The 24,491-nt window shown below is 70.2% G+C and carries 25 protein-coding genes; 21 read left to right on the forward strand and 4 right to left on the reverse strand.

Annotated features, from left to right (window positions below; genetic code table 11):
• The first annotated feature begins 176 nt into the window (after window positions 1-176).
• The 10 genes from ACZ4N4_RS08840 to ACZ4N4_RS08885 all read left to right on the forward strand — a co-directional run bounded on the left by ACZ4N4_RS08840 (window position 177) and on the right by ACZ4N4_RS08885 (window position 11,205).
• Window positions 177-1,409, forward strand: a complete 1,233-nt coding sequence (locus tag ACZ4N4_RS08840) for a methyltransferase domain-containing protein (RefSeq protein ID WP_467586055.1) — start codon at window positions 177-179, stop codon at window positions 1,407-1,409.
• The gene (locus tag ACZ4N4_RS08845) at window positions 1,406-1,939 is read left to right on the forward strand and encodes an HIT family protein (RefSeq protein WP_467586058.1); all 534 of its coding nucleotides are present in this window, start codon (window positions 1,406-1,408) and stop codon (window positions 1,937-1,939) included. Before ACZ4N4_RS08840 ends, ACZ4N4_RS08845 begins: the two co-directional genes overlap by 4 nt.
• The gene (locus ACZ4N4_RS08850; RefSeq protein WP_467586060.1) at window positions 1,936-2,772 is read left to right on the forward strand and encodes a class I SAM-dependent methyltransferase; all 837 of its coding nucleotides are present in this window, start codon (window positions 1,936-1,938) and stop codon (window positions 2,770-2,772) included. The genes ACZ4N4_RS08845 and ACZ4N4_RS08850 overlap by 4 nt, the downstream gene beginning before the upstream one ends.
• Window positions 2,769-4,148, forward strand: coding sequence for an NUDIX domain-containing protein (locus tag ACZ4N4_RS08855; RefSeq protein WP_467586063.1), 1,380 nt, complete (start codon window positions 2,769-2,771; stop codon window positions 4,146-4,148). The genes ACZ4N4_RS08850 and ACZ4N4_RS08855 overlap by 4 nt, the downstream gene beginning before the upstream one ends.
• 50 nt (window positions 4,149-4,198) lie before the next feature.
• Window positions 4,199-6,523 carry a methyltransferase, FxLD system gene (gene fxlM / locus ACZ4N4_RS08860; RefSeq protein ID WP_467586066.1) on the forward strand — a complete coding sequence of 775 codons (2,325 nt, stop codon included), beginning with the start codon at window positions 4,199-4,201 and terminating at the stop codon, window positions 6,521-6,523.
• Window positions 6,524-6,710: 187 nt separating this feature from the next.
• Window positions 6,711-7,325, forward strand: a complete 615-nt coding sequence (locus tag ACZ4N4_RS08865) for a GFA family protein (protein ID WP_453602725.1) — start codon at window positions 6,711-6,713, stop codon at window positions 7,323-7,325.
• A 374-nt stretch (window positions 7,326-7,699) separates the two neighbouring features.
• Entirely contained in the window at window positions 7,700-8,773 is a 1,074-nt protein-coding gene (locus ACZ4N4_RS08870) for an NUDIX hydrolase (RefSeq protein ID WP_467586068.1), read from the forward strand.
• Between the two features lie 132 nt (window positions 8,774-8,905).
• The gene (locus ACZ4N4_RS08875) at window positions 8,906-9,733 is read left to right on the forward strand and encodes an NUDIX domain-containing protein (RefSeq protein WP_365889059.1); all 828 of its coding nucleotides are present in this window, start codon (window positions 8,906-8,908) and stop codon (window positions 9,731-9,733) included.
• Window positions 9,734-10,011: 278 nt separating this feature from the next.
• A complete protein-coding gene (locus ACZ4N4_RS08880) occupies window positions 10,012-10,590 on the forward strand; it encodes a M15 family metallopeptidase (protein ID WP_467587651.1) in 579 nt (192 codons plus the stop codon).
• 96 nt (window positions 10,591-10,686) lie between these two features.
• Window positions 10,687-11,205, forward strand: coding sequence for a P-loop nucleotide/nucleoside kinase family protein (locus ACZ4N4_RS08885; protein ID WP_055493681.1), 519 nt, complete (start codon window positions 10,687-10,689; stop codon window positions 11,203-11,205).
• Here the strand turns inward: ACZ4N4_RS08885 and ACZ4N4_RS08890 are convergent.
• The 4 genes from ACZ4N4_RS08890 to ACZ4N4_RS08905 all read right to left on the reverse strand — a co-directional run bounded on the left by ACZ4N4_RS08890 (window position 11,183) and on the right by ACZ4N4_RS08905 (window position 14,821).
• Window positions 11,183-12,631 carry an amidase family protein gene (locus ACZ4N4_RS08890; protein WP_467586070.1) on the reverse strand — a complete coding sequence of 483 codons (1,449 nt, stop codon included), beginning with the start codon at window positions 12,629-12,631 and terminating at the stop codon, window positions 11,183-11,185. The genes ACZ4N4_RS08885 and ACZ4N4_RS08890 overlap by 23 nt on opposite strands.
• The gene (locus tag ACZ4N4_RS08895; RefSeq protein ID WP_402151589.1) at window positions 12,628-13,836 is read right to left on the reverse strand and encodes an MAB_1171c family putative transporter; all 1,209 of its coding nucleotides are present in this window, start codon (window positions 13,834-13,836) and stop codon (window positions 12,628-12,630) included. The genes ACZ4N4_RS08890 and ACZ4N4_RS08895 overlap by 4 nt, the downstream gene beginning before the upstream one ends.
• Window positions 13,833-14,309 (reverse strand): hypothetical protein, encoded by a 477-nt coding sequence (locus ACZ4N4_RS08900; protein ID WP_355330224.1) that lies wholly within the window; start codon window positions 14,307-14,309, stop codon window positions 13,833-13,835. Before ACZ4N4_RS08900 ends, ACZ4N4_RS08895 begins: the two co-directional genes overlap by 4 nt.
• 71 nt (window positions 14,310-14,380) lie before the next feature.
• The gene (locus tag ACZ4N4_RS08905) at window positions 14,381-14,821 is read right to left on the reverse strand and encodes a helix-turn-helix domain-containing protein (protein ID WP_467586074.1); all 441 of its coding nucleotides are present in this window, start codon (window positions 14,819-14,821) and stop codon (window positions 14,381-14,383) included.
• Between the two features lie 880 nt (window positions 14,822-15,701).
• Here ACZ4N4_RS08905 and ACZ4N4_RS08910 point away from each other — a divergent pair.
• The 11 genes from ACZ4N4_RS08910 to ACZ4N4_RS08960 all read left to right on the forward strand — a co-directional run bounded on the left by ACZ4N4_RS08910 (window position 15,702) and on the right by ACZ4N4_RS08960 (window position 24,471).
• Window positions 15,702-16,589, forward strand: coding sequence for a helix-turn-helix domain-containing protein (locus tag ACZ4N4_RS08910; RefSeq protein ID WP_467586077.1), 888 nt, complete (start codon window positions 15,702-15,704; stop codon window positions 16,587-16,589).
• A 2-nt stretch (window positions 16,590-16,591) separates the two neighbouring features.
• A complete protein-coding gene (locus ACZ4N4_RS08915; protein WP_334540784.1) occupies window positions 16,592-17,308 on the forward strand; it encodes a zinc finger domain-containing protein in 717 nt (238 codons plus the stop codon).
• A 155-nt stretch (window positions 17,309-17,463) separates the two neighbouring features.
• On the forward strand, window positions 17,464-18,105 hold the full coding sequence (locus ACZ4N4_RS08920) for a WhiB family transcriptional regulator (RefSeq protein ID WP_145870839.1): 642 nt from the start codon (window positions 17,464-17,466) through the stop codon (window positions 18,103-18,105).
• Complete coding sequence (locus ACZ4N4_RS08925) at window positions 18,102-19,742, forward strand: hypothetical protein (protein ID WP_467586081.1); 1,641 nt, start codon at window positions 18,102-18,104, stop codon at window positions 19,740-19,742. Before ACZ4N4_RS08920 ends, ACZ4N4_RS08925 begins: the two co-directional genes overlap by 4 nt.
• On the forward strand, window positions 19,739-19,930 hold the full coding sequence (locus tag ACZ4N4_RS08930) for a hypothetical protein (RefSeq protein ID WP_073946777.1): 192 nt from the start codon (window positions 19,739-19,741) through the stop codon (window positions 19,928-19,930). The genes ACZ4N4_RS08925 and ACZ4N4_RS08930 overlap by 4 nt, the downstream gene beginning before the upstream one ends.
• A gap of 70 nt (window positions 19,931-20,000) precedes the next feature.
• Window positions 20,001-20,234 (forward strand): hypothetical protein, encoded by a 234-nt coding sequence (locus ACZ4N4_RS08935; RefSeq protein WP_361226269.1) that lies wholly within the window; start codon window positions 20,001-20,003, stop codon window positions 20,232-20,234.
• A 113-nt stretch (window positions 20,235-20,347) separates the two neighbouring features.
• Window positions 20,348-20,866, forward strand: coding sequence for a plasmid mobilization relaxosome protein MobC (gene mobC / locus ACZ4N4_RS08940; protein WP_467586084.1), 519 nt, complete (start codon window positions 20,348-20,350; stop codon window positions 20,864-20,866).
• Between the two features lie 59 nt (window positions 20,867-20,925).
• Window positions 20,926-22,647: a relaxase/mobilization nuclease domain-containing protein gene (locus ACZ4N4_RS08945; protein WP_365154745.1), complete on the forward strand. Its 1,722-nt coding sequence runs from the start codon at window positions 20,926-20,928 to the stop codon at window positions 22,645-22,647.
• Between the two features lie 83 nt (window positions 22,648-22,730).
• Window positions 22,731-23,186 carry a hypothetical protein gene (locus ACZ4N4_RS08950; protein WP_365154748.1) on the forward strand — a complete coding sequence of 152 codons (456 nt, stop codon included), beginning with the start codon at window positions 22,731-22,733 and terminating at the stop codon, window positions 23,184-23,186.
• An 82-nt stretch (window positions 23,187-23,268) separates the two neighbouring features.
• Window positions 23,269-23,967 carry a hypothetical protein gene (locus ACZ4N4_RS08955; protein ID WP_334540778.1) on the forward strand — a complete coding sequence of 233 codons (699 nt, stop codon included), beginning with the start codon at window positions 23,269-23,271 and terminating at the stop codon, window positions 23,965-23,967.
• 153 nt (window positions 23,968-24,120) lie between these two features.
• Window positions 24,121-24,471, forward strand: a complete 351-nt coding sequence (locus ACZ4N4_RS08960) for a helix-turn-helix domain-containing protein (protein WP_467586088.1) — start codon at window positions 24,121-24,123, stop codon at window positions 24,469-24,471.
• Window positions 24,472-24,491: the final 20 nt, after the last annotated feature.

The following is a 24,491-nucleotide window of genomic DNA, read 5'->3' on the forward strand; positions in this document are numbered from 1 at the left end:
ACACGCACCGGCCTGGTCCTGAAGCCGCCCAACAGCCGGACTCCTCTTGCAAACACCGCGCAGAGATCCCGGATACACCCGCACCTTCCGGTGCAAGCACTGCAAGAACGGCCGTAGGCCCAACCGGTCAGAAACAAGGAGAGGGTTCTACATCGAGTACAGCACACCGTCCAAGGATGTCCGCTGACCTGCTCGACGCAACGGCCGCCGCCAGAACCGCGATGGTCGACCGCCTCGTCGCCGACGGCGTGCTGACCGACCCGCGGCTGCGCGATGCCCTCCTGCGTGTGCGGCGGGAAGTCCTTCTCCCCCACGCATACGTCCGGGTCAGCGGCCCAGGCGCGGATCCGATCGACTGGCGGCTCCTCGACGGCTCGCACCCCGACGACCAGGCGGAGTGGCTCGACCTCGTCCACAGTGGCGACTCCGTCTTGCTCCAGCGTGACGGCGAGCCGCTGGACGCCCTTCGCCGAGGACCGGTGACCGGCGGCCACATGACCTCCATGAGCACTTACGCCCCTGCCACCGTCGAGGTGTTGCAATGCCTCCAACTGGACTGCGGGCAGCGGTTCCTGGACCTTGGGTCGGGTCCGGGAATCTCCCTGGCGCTCGCCGCTGCCATCACGGGCCCTGGCCGTGCCACCGGGGTCGAACGCGATCCGCATATGAGCGTGTTCGCCCAGCGGAACCTGGACCGGCTCGGGCTGGAAGCGACGGTCGTCGAAGGTGACGCGCTCAACGGACACGCCACCGGGGCACCGTATGACCGGATCCATTCCGGCATCGGCGTGCCCTGCATCCCGCTGGCCTGGGTGGAGCAGCTCGCCCCCGGCGGAACGCTGCTGACCACGCTCGTAACCAGAACGCCCAGCTGGCCAGGTCAGATGCGCGCCACTCGCACGATGAAGGGCAGGCTTCAGGCGGTGCTGACGGGCAGGCCGCGCGGCCACCGGCCCCTGCTCGGCTACGAGTGGCTCACCGCCGTGACCCACCGGCCCAAGGTCAAGGCTGACCCCGGCCGACCGCGCCCAACCCGACTCGCGCCGCCCGACGATGACGCCCACGGCCTCTGGATCGCCGCCGCGTACCTGGCACCGGGCTTGGTCAGGGATTTCCAGGCCGACACGATGACCATCGTCGCCCCGGAGGAGGATTCCTGGGCGGTGGCCGGCCCCGGCGACGGCACGGTCCGCGTGCACGGGCCGCGTGATGTGTGGGCCGAACTCGAAAACGTCCACGACGCTTGGGAGCGGGCGGGCCGTCCGGACACGTACCGGGTCGATATTCCGGACGGCGGGGGCCCGCAGCGCGTCGCCTCCGGTCCCGGCCGGATGGCCCTCACCTGGACGCTGCCCCCGCTCGCCGCCGTCCCCCACCAGACGTCTCCATCGCTCGGGAGGTGTCCATGACCCAGCAACGGCACCCCGTTCACCCGCTCGCCGACGGCCCCAGTCGACCGGCCGGGTGGTCCGAGGAATTCCTCCGCCACCGCGACGGCCAGGGCTGCCCCATGTGTGACAACGACTTCGCCGCCGACGACATCGGCTGGGGGATCCTGCTCCACCAGGGCGAAGTGGCCAACGCCTACCTGTGGCGCTCGGGCCAGGTCCGGGGCTACTGCGTACTCATTCACCGCGGCGCACCGCACGTCGCCGAGCCCACCGACCTCTCAGACGCCCACGCCGCCGCGTACTGGGCCGACACCCTCACGCTCGGTAAGGCCCTGACGGCGTTCTACCAGCCGGTGAAGATGAACTACTCCACCCTCGGCAACGTGGTGCCCCACCTCCACACCCACATCGTTCCCCGCTACGCCGACCACGCCGACCCGGCGCCAGGCGGGCCGCTCCCGTGGACGGCCCTAGATACAAACCGCCCGGACGAAGTACAGCTCCAGGCGGACGCCGCCGCGCTGCGCGCGCTGCTGGAGCAGGCATGAGGGGCCGCCCGGATGAAGAGTCCGGGGACCTGTTCGCCTCTGCGGCGGCCGATTACGCCCGATACCGGCCGGGCATCCCGTCCGAAGCGGTCCGCCTACTCGTCGGCACAGTGAGAGGTGTCGCTCGGCCTGTCGTGCTCGATCTCGGCTCCGGGACCGGACAGGTTGCGGCTGCGCTGCTCCCCGCTCTTGCGCATGAGGCCCGCCTGGACCTAGTGGATCCGGACCATGGGATGCTCCGCGAGGCCACTGAAACCCTTGCCCCGCTCCTGGGTGACAGTCCCGCTGGCTTCCACTGCGTGCGGGCCGAGGACTTCACGCCGCCGTTCGACGGCTACCGAGCGGACCTGGTCACCTGCGCGCGGGCGTTTCACTGGATGCCCCGCCCCGCGGTCCTCACGATGGCCGACCGCGTCACCGCTCCCGGGGCCGGCGTGGCGATCATGGGGGATGGCAGCCTCTGGACCTACCAAGCGCAGTGGACGGCAGATCTGCAGCGGCTCATCCAGTCCTACCTCGGCCCCGAGCGGCGGGCCGGCACCGCTGGGGCGTACACCGAGCCGGGGCGCCGCTACGAGGACGACCTCGCCGAGTCCGCGTTCAGCGACGTCAGCGAGCACCGGATCCCGGTCCGCCGCACGTGGACACCCGCAGCCGTGGTCGGTTATCTACGCAGCACGAGCTTCGCCCGCCCGGCGCTCTTCGGCGATCAGCACGCACGGTTCGAGCGGGAGGCCCACTTGCTGCTGGAGGAACACGCCCGAGGCGAACGGCTCGTCGAGGACGCCGTGTTCACCATGCTGCTCGCGCGCCGCCCCGGCGGTGACCGGTGAGCGGGGGGCGGCACACCGAGCCGCTGGACGTGCACCTGGTCGCGGTCCGCGATACCGCGGCCGGCCCCGAAGTGCTCCTGTCCCGGCGGGCCGGCGACGTCTACGCGACAGGACTGTGGCATCTCCCATCTGGTCACCTCGACCCCGGAGAGGATGTCGTCACCGCGCTCGTGCGGGAGACCAGCGAGGAGACCGGCGTCATCGTCGACCCCGCTGGTATCCGCGCGGCCGTCACCGTGCACCACCGCTCCCCCGGCGGGGGCGCACGCGTCGGGTTCTTCTTCGAGGTCCGGCACTGGCGCGGCAACCCCCGCGTCATGGAGCCGGACCGGTGCGACGCCATGGGCTGGTTCCCGCTCGACGCGCTGCCGCAGCCCATGGTGGCCTACTGCCGGGCCGGGCTGGACGCCTACCGGGCCGGAGCCCGGATGGCCCTGCATTTCCAGGAGCCCGGCGATCCCATCGCCTACGCCCCGGCCGTCGACCGGCTGCGCCTCGTGCCCGACGCCGGTCCAAGCAGCACGGTCCCTGAGGACGCGGTGCGGGACTTCGTCGAGCGGGCGGTCGGCAGGATCACCGGCTGGACGGATGTCTCCTGGGCACGCAAGGGCAGTCAGGTGTGGCGGGCACGCGATGCCGAGGATTGGGTGTGGTTTGTCAAGATCCACCAGAACGACCGCTTCCACCAGCGCGAGTTGGCCGCATACCGCAGCTGGGTTCCCCGTCTGGGCCCGCTGGCACCCCGTCTGGTGGCCGCCGACGAATCACTGCGGGCCATCGTCATCACCACGGTGCCAGGCCGCTCCCTGCACGGCGCCGTCCACCCGCCCGACCAGGAGCGGCGGATCTTCCACTGCATCGGGCAGCTCGCGGCAACCATTCACCGCAGCGCCCCGGCACTGCCGCCCCTCCCCGACTCTCTGCCGCTCGAGAAGCTGGAACGGCACCTCGACGGCGCGCGCGCCTACTTGGAGCCCGGGGACGAGGCGTTCATCCGTGCCACCGCAAAGGGGGCCACTGGTCTGCTGGCCCTGGAGAGGGTTCCCACGCACGGTGACTTCCAGCGGCGGAACCTTCGTTGGGAGCACTCGACGGGCATCTTGTACGTGATCGACTTCGAAAGAAGCGAAGGCGGTTCGGCCGTCAGGGACTTCGTCCGCTTGTCCGACGCCTGGCACGGACGGCCGGACCTGCACGAGGCCCTGATGACCGGCTACGGCCGCCCCCTGTCCCTCGCCGAAGAAGAGCACCTGGTCGTCCTGTCCGTATTGGATGCCGTCTCCGGCATCCAATACGGCGCCGCCCACGGCGATCCGGAACTCGTCGAGCGAGGCCGCCGCACCCTGGCCCGGCTCCGCGCAACGAACCGTCTTTGAACAGCACACCACACCACCCACCAGCTGAAGAGCAGTTGAGGAGCACGCCCGTGGCGTACGTCGTCCGCGACCAGTGGCAGCAGCACTATGCCGACGGCAAGGGGTTCCGGGAACTCGGTGAGCGCGAGCGGGCCCTGCTCGCCGAGCACGCTCCCGTTCCCGATGGCGGCGGACGGGCGCTCGATGTGGGCTGCGGCACCGGCAGCCTGGCCGCCTACCTTTCCTCCCTCGGCTACACGGTGGACGCCGTCGACTTCGCCGACAGTGCTCTCGCCCGGGCCCGGGACGAACACGCCGACGTCGAGCGGGTGCGCTGGATCTGCCTGGACATCGAGCGCGACGACCCGGCAGATCTGCACGAGGACGGCTACGACCTGGTCACCATGCGGCTGATGTACCCCTTCCTGCGCGATCGCAGCTGCGTCCTGCACGGGCTCGGTGAACGACTGCGGCCCGGCGGCACGCTTGTGGCCATCACCCCCGTGGTCGAGCACACCCCGGCCGAACGACGGGACATCGCCCTCGACGAGGACGAGGTCCGCCTGCTCGCCGAAGGCTGGGAGACCGTCGAGTGGCTGGAGGCAGACCAGCTCGCTGTCCTGGTCCTGCGCGGCCCGTGCCACACCGGCACCCGGGCGGTGGAGCGGCAGCGACCGCCCACCGGTCTGGCTGTGACAGGCGCCCTTGCGGTCGTCACCGACGAGGCCGGCCGGGTCCTGCTCGGCCGCTCGCGCCGGGGCATGTGGGAACTTCCCGGCGGGAAGACCAGTGGTGCGGAGTCCTTCGAAGCGGCGGCGGTTCGGGAACTGGCCGAGGAGACGGGCCTGACCGCCTCGGCCTCGGACGCGCACGTGGTCACGATGCTGGCCGACGACAGCCACGGCGTGCCGCGGCTCACCGCGGTCGTCCGTATCACCGCATGGTCCGGCACCCTCGCCAACCGAGAACGGCAGTTGTTCGACCGGTGGGAGTGGCATGACCTGCACGCCGTGGCCTGCCTCGGTCCCGTGTTCGCTCCAGCCGCGCAGGCCCTGGGCGCGACCTGGCCCGGGATTATTCCTGGCCTTGCACCGGTCCACTCCTATCCGCTCGCGATCGACCAACCGCCCGTGCCCGGCGAACCGGCAGAAGCTGTCCGGCTGCGCCAGCAGATGACCAACACGGTCATCGACGGCGGCTGGGCGCCCTCCGAACCGGTACAGCAGGCGCTGCGCACGGTGCCCCGGCACCGCTTCGTCCCCGAGAAAGCCCTGAAGACCGCGTACGACGGCGGCGACCGGGCCGTCGTCACCCGCCGCGACGAGACGGGGAAGGCGACCAGTTCGGTGTCCGCTGCCTGGCTCCAGGCCGACATGCTCCAAAGCCTGTGCCTGAAGCCGGGAGCGATCGTGTTCGAGGCGGGATCCGGCGGCTACAACGCCGAGCTCATCGCCCATGTGGCCGGCCCCACGGGCAGGGTGGTCACCGGCGACATCGACCCCTACGTCGTACTCCGCACCCGGCGGTTGACCACAGAGGCCGGCAGCGGCCGTGTCACCGCGTTCCAGGGCGATGCGGCACTCGGCGCCCCCTCACACCTCGTACCGCGCGGCGGCTTCGACGCAATCGTGATCACCTACAACTCCTGGGACATCTCCCCCTCCTGGCGGGAGCAGGTAGCTGAGGGCGGGCGCCTAGTCCTGCCCCTCGAAATCCACGGATACACCCGGGCGATCGCGTTCGAGCGACGCTGCGAGGTACTGCACGCGCGGAAGTTCACGCACTGCGGATTCCTCCGCGCCCAGGGCGAACACGCCCGCCCTATCCCGGCCGTGGACCTCCTCGACGGCGAGCTGAAGCTCCGATTCAAAGACGGCACCCCCGCCTCGACGAAGGGATTGGAAGAGGCGCTGCGCGGGCCGCGCCACCAGGTCGCCACCGGGGTCACCATGGGGGCGGCCTTCTACTTCGGCTCGCTGCAGCTCTACGCGGCCACCACATTGCCAGGCTTCGTCCGTCTGTCCGCCCACCGGAACAAAGGCACGGGCGTCACCCAGATCGCGAAGGACGGCGATGCGCCGGCGATCCTCGGCGACGCCTCACTGGCCTACCTCATCCACGCCCAGACCCGGCACGGTGACAGCTCCGCCGAAAAGGAGTGGGAGTGGGTCGTCCACGCCTTCGGCCAGCACGGCCCGCAGCTCGCCGAGCAGCTGGCGGCCACGGTGAGAGCCTGGGACCGCGACGTACGCACGAACGACGGCAAGCAAAGCGACCCTGTCCTGACCGTTCACCCGGCTAGCACCCCCGACGACCAGCTACCCGCCGGGGATGTCCTGGACAAGCCCCACAGCCGCCTCGTGTTCCAGTGGCCGGGCCGTGTGCCTTCACCGTAGACCCGGCCGGACGAAAGACATGGGGCTGGCGCTGAAGCGCGCCGGACCGGGACGGCCTGCTATGTCCGGCATACGTGAGCCCGACGGAACCCCGGCTCACGGGCGTCGAGTCCCACCCATCGATCCCTGCACCTGCTAGAAGCCTCCACGACCCTGCCGTCCGCATCCCATTTCCCCGAGGAGATCCATGGCCGAGACGACCCGCCCCTCCGAACAAACCGAGCGCGAAATCTGCAACACCACACGCAGTCCTTCCGGTGACCCGGTGCTGGTGCACACACCGCCCCGCCTGGTGTCCGAGAGCCAGCAAGCCGACGGATCCGAAGCCACCGAACAGGCTGTCACCCTCCTGGCCCCAGAGATCCGAACCGGCCGATGCCAGTGCGGTGACATCGCATACGAGGTAAGCGGCCTCCCGGATGATCCCCATCTGTGCTCATGTCCTCACGAAACCCGGATCTCCGGCGGTCCAGCCGTACTCTGGGTCGGCTTCCACAAGAACGGGCTGGCCTGGACAGGCCCCGGCGGTGAACCAACCTGGTACTCGACATGGCCAGACCTTCGCCGCGGGTTCTGCCCCCGCTGCGGCACCCACCTGATCTCCGTCGCTGACTCCACAGACATGATCATGGTGACCGGCTTCAGTCTCGACCTCCCCCACCAACGCGGTATCGAGCCCGTCGGGCATTCCTTCCGAGAGAACGCCGTTCCGTGGATGAAGATCACTCTCGCCCCAGAACCGCCCCGGTCCGCGGCCACGCTACCGTGCGGTTCATCACCAGCCCGCACGCCGAGCGGCTGATGTCCGTCGCCGGGCTGCCGAAGCCGGCCCAGGCATGCCGGTCGTCCGCTCGCGGACGCCGATCGGCAGCACAGTCCACACCCCTGCCGCCAACGCGACTCACCAACGTGGCCATCAGCAACCGGATCGGCGTCCTGGACGAAGGACAGATCATCCAGGAAAGCACCTACGACCAACTCACCCAGGAACCGAGGCTGTTCCAGTCCCAGTGAGAGCTGCAGCGACGGAGCGGCGGCGCCGCCTGATCCACGCTCCCCCGTCCGCGCCATGACACGCCCGCCCACCGTCCAGAAAGGCAGAGCCACGTGACCTCCCCCGCTTCCCCTTCGGATCGCGTTGCACCTCGGGCTGCCCTCTCGGCAGCGCAGTACGCCGTGTCCTCCCGGCACGCGGTGTGGCTCGGCGCCGCCGCGATCGTCACCGACCAGGTCGGCCGCGTCCTGCTGGTACACCCCACCTACCATGAGGACGACCGGTGGCTGTTGCCCGGAGGAGTCGTTGAACCCGGCGAACACCCGCACGACGCCTGCCGACGCGAGATCACCGAAGAACTGAGTCTGCCGAACCTGCCCCTGGCGAGCGTGCTCGCCGTCCACTCCCTCTCGTCACACCACGCCGCCATCCGGCGCGGCATCCCATACCCCGGAGAGATCCGCTACGTCTTCGACGGCGGAACCCTCACCCCTGACCAGGCGAAGGCGATCCGCCTGCCGCGCAAGGAACTATCCGAGTACGCCTTCCTCGAAACGCGGGACGCGATGCAGCGGCTGCGCCCCGTGGACGGGCAGATCATGCTCGCCGCCTACCGCGCCCGCCTCGGGAACACCGCCACCGCCCACCTCGCCGACGGCCGGCACATCCTCGATATCCCACCCCTGGACCGCCATGACGTCCACGTCCGCTACCGGCCCCTGTGGGACAGCCCCCTCAACCGTGACCCTGTCCCTGAACGGCTCCCCGTGCAGCAAGCCTGGGCGTGGTGCTTCGTGCCCGACGGCCGGGTCGTCCTCGTCGCCGACCCAAGCCCCCGGGGCGCCCAGCCCATGCTGCCAGGCGGCACTGTGGAAAGGACCGACACGACACCCGAGGACACCCTCCACCGCGAAGCCGCCGAGGAAGCCCAGCTCACCCTGACCGACCCGGTGCGACTGGGCTGGGTGCTGGACGAGACCGGCGAGGTCTACGGCGGAGTGGGCCCCAACGCCCGGCTCCGCCTAGCCGCCCGGGTCACCGATATCGGGCCGGCGACCGTCGACCCCGCCACCGGCCGCCCCTTCGCACGCCTGCTCGCAACCCCCGCCCAGGCAGCCGCCCTTCTGGGATGGGGCCCGCCAGGAGCGCGGCAAGCCCGACTCGCCGCTGAGACAGCCCGAGAGCGTTGGGGCCTGCCAACCGCTCGCCCCACCGCAATCGACGAAGTCCCTGCGAAGGGGATGCGGCTGAGCTGACACGAACGACCGCCCTTCTCAACTCTGGACCAGCCAGACCATCGATCGGAGGCACGTGTGCCGGACGACACCCAACAGGCGATCTCATCCGTCCCGAACCCGGCGACAGGAGGTGGACCGCGGGAGCACCACATGCACCTGCTCCCGCGGTACTACCGTCAAGTAGAGGCAGGGCGCAAGACGATCGAAGTGAGGGTGGCCACCCCGCAGAAGCGCGCCGTTGCCGTCGGCGACACGGTCGTCTTCCACGACCGCGACACAGGCCGGGAGCTCGACGTCATCGTGCAGCGGATCACCCCGTACCCCTCCTTCGAGGATCTGCTCAGTTCAGAGGACCCTGCGCGCATCGACCCGAACGGGCCGCCCGGAGAACTGCTCGCCAACCTGCGCAGCATCTACCCGCCAGCCAAGGAGGGCCTCGGCGTCCTCGCCTTGGCATTCGACCACCGCCCTGCACGGCCAGGCCGACCGATGCCGATGACGCCCGCGCAGTACGCGCAGACCGTCCCCCACCATACGGTGTACGGCTGCCTGTACATCCGCGACGAACACGACCGGCCGGTTCAACTGCGCTCGGTCTACGGCTCGCGCCTCTGGCAGTTCCCGGGCGGCAACCTGGACGCCCAAGGAGAGGACCCGCTGCAAACCGCTCGCCGCGAAGCGGTCGAAGAGACTGGCCTCGAACTGGGCCTGGATACGCCGAAGCTACTCCTGACGCACTTCCTTCACGCCGGGCCCCGCCTGCCGCTGAACAAGGTAGGGCTCATCTTCGACGGAGGCCGGCTCACCGCAGAGCAGCTCGGTCGGATCCGACTCGATCCCGCCGAGCACGACATGTGGGCCGTGCACGACCTCGCCACCTGGCAGGGCCTGATGGCGCCGCGCGCCTTCGCTCGCCTCGACGCCATCGAACGGGCCCGTCGTGGCGAAGGCCCCGCCTACCTCACCACGCACACCTGATCCCCAGCGCACCCACCCAGCCGGACGAAAGCGTCGGCGACTGGGCTTGGCACCCGCTCGATCAGCTCCCCGACAGCCTGTTCGTGTGCAGCGCCCAGATCCTCACCGCATGGCGGCCCGACTTGGCCATCGACCACTCACCAGCGCACTCCACGCGTTTCGCATCCGGACCAGCGGCCATGCCGGGCGACGGCCTGGCCTGACCGCCAGCACCCTCGTACGCCTGCGGCACCGCTCATCTTTTACTGTCGAAGGAGACGTAGTTGAAGATCGTGCTGATGTCCGACCCTCGGGTCGCCGCCATCCCTGTTCAGGACTGCGGCGAGGAACTCATCGACATACGGGCGTCCGGCCTGTTCCTCGTCGATCAACGCAAGCAGGACCCCGACGGCCACTTCGCGCACCTGCGGCACGGGCTCATCGAGCGCCTGGAACACGCCCAGCGACTGCTTCCCACTGAGTTCCGCCTGCTCGTCGTCGAGGGGTACCGGCCTCCGGCGCTCCAGCGGGCGTACTTCGAGGAGTACGCGACCGAGCTGCGTCGCGGAAACCCCGACTGGAGCGACAGCCGCGTCCACGAGGCCGCAAGCCGCTACGTCTCCCCACCGGAGATCGCGCCGCACAGCGCCGGCGCGGCCGTCGACCTGACCCTCGCGGCCTCGGACGGCCAGGAGGTGGACATGGGGACGAGGATGAACGCCTCCCCAGAGGAAAGCGACGGCGCCTGCTACACCCATGCAAACTCGATCAGCGGCGCTGCCCGGGCCCATCGCGACACGCTCTGCCGCGTCATGTCAGCCGCCGGTTTTGTGAACTATCCAACAGAGTGGTGGCATTTCAGCTATGGAGACCGATAATGGGCCCTCCACACCGGCCAGGCAGCCGCGGTCTACGGACCACGCGACCGCAAGTAAGCAGCAGCTATCAGCAGTACCGCGAGGGAGCGCGACATCGTGAGCAAGCCGACCGCCGTCCTGCTCATCGGGATCACCGGCTCCGGCAAGACGCACCTTGCACAGGCCCTCGCCGCGACGGGCCTTGTCCGCCTCAGCGTTGACGAGGAGGTCCACCGCCTCCACGGCCGGTATGGGGTCGACTACCCCGAGCACGGGTATTTCGAGCGCGAGGCTCCTGCGGTCGAGACGGTACGTGCGCAGCTCACGGAGCACCTGCGCGCGGGCCGTGCCGTCGTCCTCGACCACGGCCTGTGGCGTCGTTCCGATCGCGAGGAATGGAAGAAGACAGTCCGGGCCGCGGGCGCACTCCCGCTGCTCGTCTACCTGCCGGCCTCCAGGGAGGAGCTCCTGCGGCGCCTCGCCGCGCGCAACCAGCGCAAGGACGCCAATGCCTTGAACGTGACTTCCGAAGCCTTGGACGACTTCTTCGCTCGGTTCGAACCGCCTACCGATGATGAAGGTGCCGTCATCACCTACAACGGCGACGCAGAGGTCATCCGCTCCATGATCCGATGACGCCCCCGGCCGTCCCGCCGAGCAGAGGCGCCAGGTGCTCGGCCATCACGAGCAAGGACCGCTCCGAATAGGCCGGTCCTACCAGCTGCACACCGATCGGGAGGCCATCGGCGCTACGCGCAGCAGGCATGACCAGGCTGGGCAGACCGACGTGGCTGGTCAGGTTGGCCCAGCCGGTCTGGTCGAAGAAGCTCCGTTCGACGCCGTCGACCATGAGAGAGCGGCTCCCGGCTGGGATCGCCGCAGTAGGAGCGGCGGGCGTAATGAGGACGTCGTGCTGGGCGTCGGCGAAGAACCGGTGCCACGTCTGCCGGAGCCGGAGGCGCTCCTCGTTGGCGCGGAGCCAGACACGGTGTGTCTGCGTTCGGTGGCGGAGGAAGGTGGCTCGAGGGCTCGCATCGTCCGTGTGCAGGTCACGGGCAGCGGCGAGTTCGGCGGCGCCGGCGTCGTCGTCGGTGGCTGCCGTCGTGGTGGCGTAGAGGAGCTGCTCGAAGAGGCGCAGCGAGTCAGCGAAGCCGACCGGGCCCGCGGTGCGGCGGACACTCGCGCCGGCGGAGGCCAGCGTCCGTTCGACGGTGGCGAGAGCATCGGCGGTGTTGCGGTCGACTGGGCAGCTCGCGTCGTCGGCCCAAACTGCCACGCGGAGCTGGCCGATCGGGCGTTGCGCCGTGGGCAGCGTGACGCTCCAGGGGTTGTTCTCGTCGGGTGACGGTGTCGTCAGTGCGGCGAGGAGCAGGTCGAGGTCTCGGGGGTGGCGGGCCAGGGGGCCGGGGGTGACCATGTCGCTGCTGGTGAACCACCCCGGCGGGCGAGGGACGTGGCCGCGGGCTGGGATGAGTCCCTGCGTGGGGCGCAAGCCGTAGACGCCGCAGTAGTGGGCGGGGAGCCGCAGGGAGCCGGCGAGGTCGCTGCCGAGGTCGGCGGGGGTCAGACGGGCGGCGACTGCTGCGGCGGGGCCGCCCGAGGAGCCGCCGGTAGTGCGCTTGGGGTCATGCGGGTTAAGCGTGGAGCCGAACAGGACGTTGTCGGTGTGCAGGTCTTGGCAGTACGCCGGGGTATTGGTCTTGCCCATGATGACGGCGCCTTGGTGGCGGAGCCGGGCGACGGCGTCGGCGTCGTGTGCGGGAACGTGATCGGCGAGGTCTTCGGCACCGCTGGTGGTGCGCAGGCCGGCCGTCTCGAAGCTGTCCTTGATCGTGAGGGGAAGGCCATCGAGGATGCCGGTGCGCTCGTTGCGGGCGCGGCGTTCGTCGGCCGCGTGTGCGACGGCTCGGGCAGCGCTGTCGTCGCGGGTGACGACGGCGTTGATCTGGCTGGCCTCGATCTGCGCCAGGTGGAGGTCGAGCAGTTCGCGGCTGGAGATCTCGCGGCGATCCAGGGCCTGGAGCTGGACGTGGGCGGGCTGGTGGGTGAGGTTGGTCGTCATGCGGAGACCTGCTCAAGGTGGGGGGCTCGTGCGGGCTGGCGGGGCAGGTGGCGCGCGACGTCGAGGAGAGCGTCGATGTCGTCCATGGGCCTGCTGGTCTGGCGTTCGGAGTCGGCGAACTCGGTGAGCTGGTCGGTCTCCGGGCGGGTACCGGCGGCCCGGGCGGCGATTCCGGCGAGGATCTGGTCGGCGGTGACGGCCGCGGACAGCTCTTCTCCGTGAAGCCCTCGGGCCCGGTGGCGGGCTTCGCTGGCTTCGCGGACTGCGGCATCAAGGTACTGACGGATCACGAACCGTCCGTCTCGGATCTCGACTGCTCGGCGGTAGAGACGGATCGAGATGCTGCGGAAGCGGCGCCTCTGGGCCGGGTCGACTCGGTCGATCGGCAGTGCGATCTCGGGCGCCTCGCTGTAGAACGCCAGCCACAGGGGGCGTAGGCCGTAGTAGCTGCGGTATTGCTTGATCCGGTACTGGAGGCTCTGAGCCTGATCGTTGATGGTGGGCACTAGCCAGCCGATGAGCGTGAGCATGGCGCCGACATCGCCACAGGTCCACGCGAAGCCCTCCCACTCTGCGAGCGACGCGTTGAAGGCGCCGGCGATCACGTTCCCGATGCGCACGGCGCTGTATCCGAGAGTGACGGTCGCGCCGAGGGCGACGATGCGCAGGCCGATACGGACGGACCCGCGTGTGCTGCGGTGGGCCAGGCGCCAGCAGGCACGGGCGAGGGACAGTTCACCGATGGTGTAGGCCGTGACGTACAGGGTGAGGTACGCGGCGTACCAGCCATCATGCGCGTAGTACAGCGTGAAGTTGATCGGTCGCGGCGCGTTCGGCGTCAGCAGGGCGAACAACACCAGCAGCCCTGCGATCACAGCGAAGCCGGCGGCTAGCCACCCCCGTGCCCTCCTCCGGGCGACTTCGGGGGGTGATCCCCAGTAGGTGAGGACGATCTGCTGGCAGGCGAGCAGCACGACCACGCACCCCATCGCCAGGGGTACGGACAGGTTCACCACGCCCAGGACATGGTCGAGGTACTGCCACATCAGTGTGATGGAGAACAGGAACGACAGCCCTGACAGCAAGAAGACGGCGGCCAGCGCGGTGGAGGCGGGGTCTCGGCGGCGGGTCGGCACGTCCCGCAGCAAACAGAGGAAGCCGAGCGTGGCGACGACGAGGCTGATCGGGTGGAGCAGGTCCTTCACGGCCGGGCCACCCGTCGGCGCAGCAGCGTGTGCGTGACCCGGTCCTGCACTTCGTCTCCGGAGGACTCGTCGCTGCGCAGCCACCGGTCGATGATCCGGCGCTGGATCAACGAGGCGAGGAGCTCGGTGTCCCGCTCCTCGTCCTCGTCGTACTTGGTACGGCCCAGCATCATCTCGACGGTGGCCGAGCCCACGCTGGTGAAGATCGTTGAGGAGAGCGCGGACGCCGGGCGGTTCTTATGGTGGCCGAGCAGCAGGTGGCTGAACTCGTGGGCGATGATGTGGTCCTGGTGCAGGGAGCTGGTCCGCGGGTCGTAGTACACATGGAAGGCACTCTCCGTGACGGCGCATGCCCCGCACACGGAGGGCGCCTGCTCACGGGCCTCCAGGACCACCTTCCGTCCCGTGCGGCGTGAGACCTCGTCGCTGAGGTCGCGGATATTGGTGACGTGCGGGAGCTGCAGCTCGGCCAAGAGGTCAGGCCGGCGCAGCCTACGTGCGGACCACATTGCTTTTCCTTGATCACTTACTGAACGCGGCCGTTTTACGAACCAGTTGAGGGCGGCAACCCCTCGGATTTTCGTACGCTCTCGACGATTCCCAGGACGGCATCCTTTCCGTCTGCGGAAACGTCAGACAGGCGAAGGAGCACGTTTTTGATCTTCGTGTCGCGAAGCAGTGCGAGCAACTCAAGTTCCTGCACGGTCTTTTCGGCGACAGCGTCGTCGAACCAGTATGCGGGATCCACGCCGAAAAACCCTGCTAGCGCTTCGAGGTGACGCTTCGTCGGGTTATCGCGCTGCCCGGTCCGCAGGAGCCAGAGGTACTGGGCCGACAGTTTGCCCAGCCCGCGCTTCTCCATGAGTTCGGCCACCTCGGCGTTGCTGAAGGGGCCGCGGTCGGGCGGGTGCACTGTGTCGAACAGGCGGTTTAGGCGGTCCATGAGCCCCTTGGGGCTCACCTGGCCTTCGGTCGTGTCTTTCATGATCCTTTCCTGGGTGGACTTCGTCGTCGCTTCAAGCACCCTACCCCGCGATAAACGTGAGTTGACGAGCTGATCCACTGTATGGAAAGTTCTTCCTCACCAGCACGTTTCCGTGTGACGCGTACCGCCTGTTTCAGGTCGGCCTGTCCGTTTTTACCGGCAGGAGTATGCCGGATGACGTGGCACAAGCCACATTCAGTCAGCGACATAGGTCACGTCTGGCACGCAGGATTTTATCTTCGACCGGAAAGCGCGGAGGCGGCAGTGGAAACACCCCATCCGCCTCGCATTTCCACTGCGGGGAATAACAGACACCCGTTCCAATTCGGACACAGTGGCACGCTCTCGGCGTTCGAGGCAACCGCGGCAACGGTGCGCTTCGACGCGGGGGTGCGCCCCAGGTCGCGCCGTACGGACACTTGCGGCACACGATCATCCCATGACTCTCTGCAACCAGTACAGAGTTTAAGAACCAAGTCTGGATCTTGATACGGGTCCGTGCGTATGTTCGTCGTCCCCGGGCAGCCCGCCCGCAGCGACGGACCTGAGGAGAGCACGAGGACGGACCGGACCGCGAAGGTCCACAAACAGCGACGGCGCCCGGGAGCGGTAACTCACGGACGCCGAACGCTAAGCGGCATACCCGCCCCGGCAAGGGCGGAGATTGCCCACCATCACCACGCTGAGTCCTTCCAAGGGGCGCGTCAGCGTGGCAACACTGCAAAGGGGAGTATCGCATGTCTCCTGCCCTGCGCAAAAGGCCCTTTCGCCTGGCCTGCGCGGCAGCCATCTCCGCCTCGGCGCCTCAGCGCCCCGAGCCGGACCGCACCTTCATGGCCCCGCCGAGCTGCGGGACCCGCCCGCTCGTCGGGAGCTGCCGATGAGCAGCGAAGCCCGCGACTGGGTGTGGGAGCACAGTTGCAGCCGGGGGACGGCGCGTCTGGTCCTGCTGTCGATCGCCGACCGGGTGGGCGACGAGCAGTGCGTCTCCTGGGCCTCCCTGTCGAGCCTTGCCAAGCGCACCCGCGCCTCCGTCTCCACGGTCCGCGAAGCCATCGACCGTCTGGTCGGCGCCGGTGAGCTGGAGCAGCTCGACGACCTCACCGGCCCGCAGCGCAGCACCGTCTACCGCCTCCCCCTCGCCGCCAAGGTCCTGGCGAAGACCGTGAACGACAAGGACCCCGACCAGACCCCGGCGGAGGGGACCGAGGTCACCCCGGCGCTCCGGATCTCGGCCCTGCGGCGCTACAACATCCGCCCGCGTGAGGTGCCGGAATCCCCTGGGAGGGCCCGGAAACCGGCAGTACCGGAATCCGGCAGGTCCGGACGGAAACCGGCACCTCGACGTGCCGGGAACCGGCACAGCGATGTACCGGAAACCGGCACACAGAACCGTAGTGAACCGGATTTGAACCGGAGGTACAGCAGTGGTGGTGCTGCCGTCCTCTCAGCTGCCGAGTGGCAGGTCGACCCAGCCACCCACACTTGGGCCCGCGAGCAGGGGCACCTCGACCGTCTGGGCGAGCAGGGCCTGCAGGCGGCCGACGCGAAGTGGCGTGCCCACCGCTCCGGCTTCAAGCCGAGGTCGGCGGCTGCGTGGGCTGCCGACTGGCGTTCCTGGGTCGCCCGGGAACACCCCCCTGGCCGCCCGAAGCTCTACGCCGTGCCCGGCACGGGTCCCGGCCAGCCCGGCGGCATGACGCGGGCAGAGGCACACACCGCCGCACTTCTCGCCGCCCTGAACGAGCCGACCGGAACGGAGCAGTAGCCGTGGACCGCCGCGAAATCGCCGCCCTGCTGGCCTACATCGGCCGACTCGACCCCCGCACCATCCGCACCGACCAGGGCGAGGCACGCGACCAGCTCGCCCAGTGGCACGAGCTGCTCGGCGACGTGCCGATGGCCACTCCGCATGGCTGGGACGCCCGCGTCGCCGCCCGACAGCACATCCGAGTCTCGCCGTACCAGATCCTGCCCGCAGACGTGGCCCGCCCCTGGGAGAGCTACCGGCGCGACCGCCTGGCCCGGCACTCCGATCCCACACCGTCCGCCGATCCGGACGACCAGGCCGCCTGGACCGCCGAGCTGGTCGGCACCCGCCGCGCCGTCGCCGCCGGCACCGTGCAGCCAGCCCAGGCCAGAGCCATCACCAGCGGTCGCGACCGGATCGACCCACGGCTGGAGGCCAGGCTGCGGCAGATCGGCTCCTGCATACCGCCCGCCGCCCGCGCAGCCCTCGCGCCCTATCGGCCCGCTCGCGCAGCCCGCGAGGCCGCCGTCGCTCAGGGGCTGCCCGACGCCCTGAGCGTCAAGTGCGAGTGGTGCCTGGCCCAGCCCGGTGAGCCGTGTCGTCGCCGCCGGATCGGTCCCGACGACGGGGTACGCACCACCGCCCCGCGCGCCACCCCGCACCCCGGCCGCGTCGACCTCGCCGCCGCCCGGCAGGCCCAGCCGAGCGAGCAGGTCCAGCAGCCCGCCGTGGCCTGACCGGCGCATCGGGCGCGCGCATCCCGCCCGATGCACCGCTACCCCCTATCACCGTCCCGCCCCGGCTGTGGCGCACGCCCGCGCGCTGCGGCCACCCGACGCCGCGCCCAGCACCGCCCCAGCCGGCCGACGCGGCAGCACATCGGAGACCACCCTTGCGTCACATCACCACCCACGACGCGCCGGCCACCGGCCTGCGCAGTATCGGAGACACCAGCTGGCACACCCAGGGAGCGTGCCACGGCATGGACGTCGAGGACGCTGACGCCGTCTTCTTCCCGCTCCCGCGGGACCACGAAGCCATAGCCGAGGCGAAGGAGCTGTGCGGCTGGTGCCCGGTACGCAGCGACTGCCTCAACTTCGCCCTGGAAAACGTTCTCAAGGAGGGCATCTGGGGTGGCCTCACCGAGGCCGAGCGGCGTCCCTGGCACGACGGACTGCACCAGCGCCTCGACTACCGACGCGTCACGTCCTTCTTCCTGGGACGCGACGTGCATCTGACCGAGGCCGAGCGGCAGGTCGTCATCGACCACGCCTACGTACGCGGCTGGCGGCCCGACCGGCTCGCCACCGCCCTGCAGATCAGCCACAAGCACGCCCGTGACCTGCTCCGGCAGGCGGCCAACAAGGTGTTCGACCGCGACCGCACCTACGGCGTGCCGCGGCCCAAGAAGAAGCGGAAGAAGACCGCCCCAGCAGCAGGCGGCCCCGCGCCCGCCGCACCCGGCACACAGCAGCCGGCAGCCCGCCCGGCAGCGTCGACTCCGGCGCACGCCTCTCTCGGAAAGGCCGCATGACCCACCCCCTCCTGTCCCTCAGCGCCGCTCCGGACCTCCCTCTCCTCCTCGCCGCCGTCGTGCCCACCGCCGTCGTGCTGGTGCTGACCGCCTGGACGATCCGGCGCCGAAGCACGCGCCCGCAGAAACGTCTCAGCGGTCCGGCGGTCAAGGTCGCTGCCCTTGCCGCCCTCGGCTGTACTTGCTACTCCGCGGACACGAGCTGGCGGTTCGCCGCCGACTACCTCGACATGGCCGGCGCCGCCGAGCGAGCCGGCATGTTCGCCGCGGCCGAGCTGGCGCTCTTCGCGACGGCGCTGATGGCACGGCAGAACCTGGCCACCGAGGGCGCCCCCGGCCTGCCGGGCACGCTGGTCTGGGTGATCACCACAGTTCAGGTGATCCCCGCCTATGCCGAGAGCGGTCCTATCGGCGGCACGGTAAGGGCCTTCGTCGGGCCGGTCATGGCGGCGATGCTGTGGCACCTCGCGATGGGGATCGAGCTGCGCCTGCGCACCCCGGGTGCCGCCTCCCACGGACTGATCGCCGTCCTGGGGCGGGAAGCACGCGAGCGGCTGCTGTCCCGCCTCGGGATCGCCGCACGCGACCGCGACGCCGCACAGATCACTCGGGACCGGGCCACCGCCCGTGCAGTCGCCCTCGCCGTCCGCCTCGCCGAACGCACACCCGAGCAGCAGCAGAGCCGACGCGGCCGGCGGCTGACGCGGCGCCTGTCGAAGGCGGTCGGCAGGGCCTCGGTCGGGACCGACGCCCGCCAGCGCGCACAGCTGCTCGACCAGCTCGCCGCGCGCCGGCACGCACTCGCGCTCGCCACGGTCCCGCTTCCCTCGCCCTGGTCCCCGGCGCACATCACCGCGAGGGCAGCCGCCGTCCCCTCGCATCCGGCCTCGACGGCGCCGGTCCCCGCAACCGATCCCCCCGGCCACCACGAGTCGTACAGGGACCGGGGACCGAGCGCCCCGAGGGGACCGGTCCCCAAGATTGCGGACTCTAAGGCGTCGGATGGCACGGGGACCGGGGGCGAGAACGCGGGGACCAGGGTGGGGACCGAGGTTCCAGCCACAGGTGGGGTCCCGGGGACCGGTCCCACCGACCCGGAAGCCTCACAGGGGGACGCCGGAGGCGTGGGGACCGACCGCACTACGCGAGAAGTAGCTGCTCAAGGCCCTGATTCGCATCCAGGACCGAACGCCGCCGAGTCGGGGACCGAGCCCACCGGGGACCGGGGACCGAACGACACCGACACGGGGACCGAGCCCACCGGGGACCGGGGACCGAACGACACCGACACGGGGACCGAGCCCACCGGGGACCGGGGACACACGGTGCCTCTGCGGAGCAAGACGACCACGAAGCCCCGGACTAAGACCAAGGGGAAGCGCGCGCGGTCCCGCAGCCCGCAGACGCAGCGCGCGCTGCGGGAGCTCGAGCAGTCGGTGGACCAGCTCGTCCAGCAGGTCCGTCCGCACGTCTCTGCCCTGCTCGAACGGGACGGCAACGAGTCCGTCACCCGGGTCCAGCTGCGGGAGATTCTCCGCCGTGAGGGCCTGAAGGGCGGCCGGAACGACCGGCTGAGCCTCGTCCTCCAGGAACTGCGGAGTGACGCCACCACGACGACAAGGAGCTCCGCCCGATGAAGACCTGCCACCAGTTCGACGCCGTCCGTGCGGAGTACGAGCGGGAGATCGGCTTCATGCTCGCCCACTCAAAGCGGCACGAGGGCAGGCCGGCGGCGAAGTCCAGCGCGAAGCAGGCTGCCTCGACGAAGCAGCGGATGGCCCGCGCGCTCAACAGCCACGTCGGTCGCTGCCCCGAGTGCGGCTGAACCGGCAAAACCCCGCTCAAGGTGGCCCGGCTCCGTGCCGGGCCACCCGCCCCGCTTGAGGAGACCCGCCTTGATTCCGCGTCCTGTTCGCTCATCCGAGCCCACGGTCGTCGAGGCCAGCGCCTGGGCGGACGTCCTGGTCCGCCGGAGACTCCTGCACGCCGCCGTCCTCGCGCCTACCGGCCAGTGGCTCGTCCAGGGCCACTCAGAAGGATCCGTCCGCGTCCTTACGGGACCGGCCGACGTCCTCGCGCTGGCCGCGAGCATCCAACAGCACACCCGCTCCACGAGGACCGAATCCTGATGACGAACCCCACCCAGACCGGCACCACCCCGGAACCTGCTCCCGGCTCCAACTCGGTCTCGCGGCGAGCAAGTTATCGGCCAAGACACTCTTCCCCGTCGGGGAAGCGCGCCTTGGCCAAGCCCGCCCCGGGGGTGGCGAGAGCGGACCAGCACCGGGGGGTGCTGGTCGGTGAGACAGCGACCGAGGGAGGATCGCAGCTGGAGGAGACGCCTTCACTGCGCAAGCCGCGCGCCGCGAAGAAAACCTCGCGCAAGCGCTCGCCCAAGCCGCCCTCGCACAAGCGTGATTACGTCTGTAGCGTCCGCCTGAACGGCGACGAGAAGACCCTGCTCTGCGCTGCCGCCACCGCGACCCGTACGAGCCTGCCAGGCTTCCTCGCCCGCAGTGGGCTCGCCGCCGCTCACGACCTCGACAGCACCGCCGCCGCCATCGCCGGCCACCGCGAGCTGATCGCCGAGCTGTTCGCCGCACGCCGGCACCTCGGACAAGTCGGCAACAACCTCAATCAGATAGCCCGGGCCATCAACTCCGGCGGCCAGCCAGCGGAAATCGACGCGGTCGTCGCGGCGGTCCAGCGCGCCGTGACCCGCGTACAGGCAGCCACAGACCGACTGCTGGAGCAGCGCTGAGCTGGCTCCCCTTACCGCCCCGCATCCCGCCACTCCCAGCGACGACCTCGGACAGCAGCATGATCCCCCGGATACAAAAGCGCGGGCAGCGCACCATCGGTCTCCTCTACTACCTCTACGGGCCCGGGAAGCACGAGGAGCACATCGACCCGCACCTGGTCGCCTCGTGGGACCACAACGCTCCCGACCCCGGCCGCGACCCGTCTGCCACCCTCAAGCAGCTCCAGCAGCTCCTGGACCAACCCGTCGAGAACATCGACCAGGCTGACCGGCCGAAGAAGCACGTGTGGCATCTGTCCGTCCGCAACAGTGCCGAGGACCGGATCCTGACCGACGAGGAGTGGGGCGAGGTGGCCCGCCGGATGGTCGCCGCCACCGGTATCGACTACCCCGAACAGGGCGCGGGCTGCCGGTGGGTGGCCGTCCGGCATGCCGACGACCACATTCACATCGTCGCCACGCTCGTCCGTGAGGACGGCTACAAGCCCGACCTCGACCACGACGCCGCTCGCGCCCAGGCCCAGGCCCGCGCCTTGGAAGCGGAGCTGGGCTTGCGCCGGCTCAACAAGGGCGACGGCACCGCGGCCCAACGCCCCACCAGCGCCGAGCGCCACAAAGCCGAACGTCAGGGCCGCGAGCGCACCGCGCGGGAGGAACTGCGCGAAACCGTGCGCCGCGCGGTGGCCGGCGCCAGCAGCGAGACCGAGTTCTTCGACCGGCTGGCCGCCGCCGGCCTGATCATCCGTAAGCGCGTCGCCCCCTCCGGCGACCTGCTCGGCTACAAGGTCGCCCTGCCCGACGACCGCAACAAGGACGGCGAACCGGTCTTCTACCCCGGCGCCCGCCTGGCCCCCGATCTGTCCCTGCCCCGTATCCGGGAGCGCTGGTCCGCCGACACTCGCGACCAGGACGCCACAGCGGCAGACGTGCCCGCCCCTGCGGCGCCGAGCGACCCGGCCGCCGCCCGCCGACGCACGGCCTCGGCCGCGTGGAACGCGGTGCTCGTCATCGAGCACGGCGACGACGCCATCGCCGCCGCGTACATTGCCGCTGCCGGCGAGGTCCTGGACGCGCTCGCGAAGACCTCCGCGGCCCGCACCAGGCGCGAACTGCGTGACGCCGCCTTCGCGTTCGAGCGGGCCTCCCGCTCCCACGTCCGCGCCGAGCGTGGCCACGACCGAGCGCTGCGGCAGGCCGCCCGTGACCTCGTCTATAGCGGTCCGGCGTTGGGCCGCGGCGAGGACGGCGCGACCACCGCGATGGCGATCGACATGCTGTTCTTCCTCATCACCGCCGCCGCCCACTGGCACGCGAAGAAGAACCACGCCCAGCAGGCCGCCGCCGCCCGCCAGGCCGCCGAACATCTGCGCGCCGCATACCAGGCCGCCGCCGCCCAACCCCTCGGTGCCCTCTACCAGCGAGGCCGGCGCCTGGGCCGGGCGCTGCGGCAGCGGCAGACGACGGTGCTGCGCACAGCGCTGCCGGAGTTGGCCGAGCAGATCCTCGCCGAGCCCGGCTGGTACGCGCTCGCCGCCACCCTCGCCGACGCCGAAGCCGCCGGCCATGACCCGGCCGCCCTGCTCGCCGACGCCGCGGGTCGGCGGGAGCTGGACACGGCGGAGTCCGTCAGCGACGTCCTGGTGTGGCGGCTGCGCCGGGCAGCGGACCTGCCTGCGGATACCACCGGCATGGTGCCCGACGCTCACGCCGCACAGCGCTCGGCACAGCGCGCCGGGCAGCACATCCCCGGACAGGCCCGGCCTGGGCGTGGCCGGTCGTGACTGTGGACTTTGTGAATTGAACAGGTCAGCGGACTTCGCGCACGATCATGACGCGTGCAGGACGAGACGAGGGAGGACACCGGGTGTTTCACCGGATACGACGACGCCGCCGCGCGGAAGAGGAAGAGTTCAGTGAGGTGCAGCGCCAAGCGTGCGAGGCGTGGCTGCGGATGGCCGACCAGGTGCCGCCGGTCCTGCAGATGCAGGAGGAGCATCAGCTCGCGGAGCCGGCGCCGGTTGTGGACGACTTCCTCCCGCCGGAGCTGCGCGTCCCCAGCCACGACCAGCTCGACGGCCGGGTGATGCCCTGGCCGTGGCCGGTCGTCCTGGACGGCGAGGTCGTCGCCTGCGCCGAGTGCGGCGCCTACCGCGAGTGGCTCATCCTCTCCACCCACAACCAGGTCTGGCTGCGCTGCCAGGCCGGCCACGAGCAGCACGAGACCCGTCTCGACACCGCGTGGTTCAACCGGCACTCCGGCCCGGGAGATGCCATCCACGCCACGTTCGAGGACTGCCTGCGGCACCTCGGCCACCGCTGACCTCCACTCCTTCGGCCCCTTCTCGGGCCCACGGGCCCGCACTGTCCAACCGTCACCGAGCACCACAGGGGTCAGTTCACCCATGCGCGTTCGCCTCACCATCACCGCCCTCGGCCTCACCGCCGCCGCCCTCACCCTGCCCGCCTGCTCCGCCGGCACCAGCCAGGCGAAGTCCACCTCCCCGTCCTCCGCCCCCGCAGACCACCCGGCCACCACCAAGCAGAGCGACGCCCCGCTGTCGTCGGCCGCGCTTCAGCCCCGCCTGCTCGACGAGAGCGACCTCGGGTCCGACTACACCCGCAAGCCGGAGGACACCTCCAGCCACGACGACGTCACCGTCACCGGCTGCCCCGCCCTGGAGAAGCTGGGCGGCGACGCGGCGGCCAGCGGCTCCCTCGACTTCCCCAACAAGGCGAAGGTGTCCTTCACCTACACCGGCGGCAGCGCCGGTTCGGAGGTCTCCGAGGAGCTGTACAGCGACACCTCCACGAAACTGTCCGCCGGCATCGATCGGATCTTCGACGCCATGACCGGCTGCCCGACGTACCAAGTCGTCTCCGGCAGCACCGCCATCAACGTCACCTCACAGAAGACGACCGCGCCCCGGCTCGGCGACCAGCAGTGGAGCCAGCTGATGATCTTCACCTCCGGTGGGCAGGACAGCGTCGTCAAGCAGACCGCGATACGTGAGGGAAGCCTGCTGCTCATCGTCTCCGGCGCCCCAGCCCTGGTCGACCAGCATCTCGACAAGGCCCTCGCCAAGGCGACAGCAACCCGCTGACGCGCCCGCAACGGCGCCCTCGACCACCGCTGTCGAGGGCGCCGTGTCGATACGAGGCTTCAGAGCATCTGGGTGAGCGTGCTGGGTGTCGCCGAGCAGCAGCCCGCCTGGCGTGGCGGGTCAGACGGCCCTCGACTTGAACCGCCATACCGCGTGCTCCATCCCGCCCGGTTCGTGTCCGAGGGCGGCGGCGGCCTCCTCGTACACAGCTCGCAGCTCCTCGTACTGCAGGCCCAAGACGCCGGCATCCGCAGCGAAGGCCCGCAGGTGTACGTCCACAGCGACGTGCGATCGACCGAGGAGCTCACGGCCGTCCACAGCCGGTACGACAGTCTCCGGTCCGACAACGCTGGGTCCTCCGGTGATGCCCCGCGGCCGGGTGGGGACGGCAAGCTGGACATAGCCCGTGCGCGACGCGACAAGGGCGAGAGCGTCACCAGCATTGCCAAGGCGCTGGGAGTCCACCGCGCCACACTCTACCGCCAGCTGGCAGAGAGGGCCTGAGAGAGGCGCGCAGGGGCGCA

This window comes from Streptomyces sp. NPDC026538 (assembly GCF_055567535.1).

Bases quoted from the DNA above. Each gene is read 5' to 3' on its own strand.
- ACZ4N4_RS08925 (WP_467586081.1), top strand. From the start codon at position 18,102: ATGACCCACCCCCTCCTGTCCCTCAGCGCCGCTCCGGACCTCCCTCTC.
- ACZ4N4_RS08840 (WP_467586055.1), top strand. From the start codon at position 177: ATGTCCGCTGACCTGCTCGACGCAACGGCCGCCGCCAGAACCGCGATG.
- ACZ4N4_RS08880 (WP_467587651.1), top strand. From the start codon at position 10,012: ATGTCCGACCCTCGGGTCGCCGCCATCCCTGTTCAGGACTGCGGCGAG.
- ACZ4N4_RS08865 (WP_453602725.1), top strand. From the start codon at position 6,711: ATGGCCGAGACGACCCGCCCCTCCGAACAAACCGAGCGCGAAATCTGC.
- ACZ4N4_RS08850 (WP_467586060.1), top strand. From the start codon at position 1,936: ATGAGGGGCCGCCCGGATGAAGAGTCCGGGGACCTGTTCGCCTCTGCG.
- ACZ4N4_RS08930 (WP_073946777.1), top strand. From the start codon at position 19,739: ATGAAGACCTGCCACCAGTTCGACGCCGTCCGTGCGGAGTACGAGCGG.
- ACZ4N4_RS08910 (WP_467586077.1), top strand. From the start codon at position 15,702: ATGAGCAGCGAAGCCCGCGACTGGGTGTGGGAGCACAGTTGCAGCCGG.
- ACZ4N4_RS08845 (WP_467586058.1), top strand. From the start codon at position 1,406: ATGACCCAGCAACGGCACCCCGTTCACCCGCTCGCCGACGGCCCCAGT.
- ACZ4N4_RS08905 (WP_467586074.1), bottom strand. From the start codon at position 14,821: ATGAAAGACACGACCGAAGGCCAGGTGAGCCCCAAGGGGCTCATGGAC.
- ACZ4N4_RS08890 (WP_467586070.1), bottom strand. From the start codon at position 12,631: ATGACGACCAACCTCACCCACCAGCCCGCCCACGTCCAGCTCCAGGCC.
- ACZ4N4_RS08875 (WP_365889059.1), top strand. From the start codon at position 8,906: ATGCACCTGCTCCCGCGGTACTACCGTCAAGTAGAGGCAGGGCGCAAG.
- ACZ4N4_RS08955 (WP_334540778.1), top strand. From the start codon at position 23,269: ATGCGCGTTCGCCTCACCATCACCGCCCTCGGCCTCACCGCCGCCGCC.
- ACZ4N4_RS08945 (WP_365154745.1), top strand. From the start codon at position 20,926: ATGATCCCCCGGATACAAAAGCGCGGGCAGCGCACCATCGGTCTCCTC.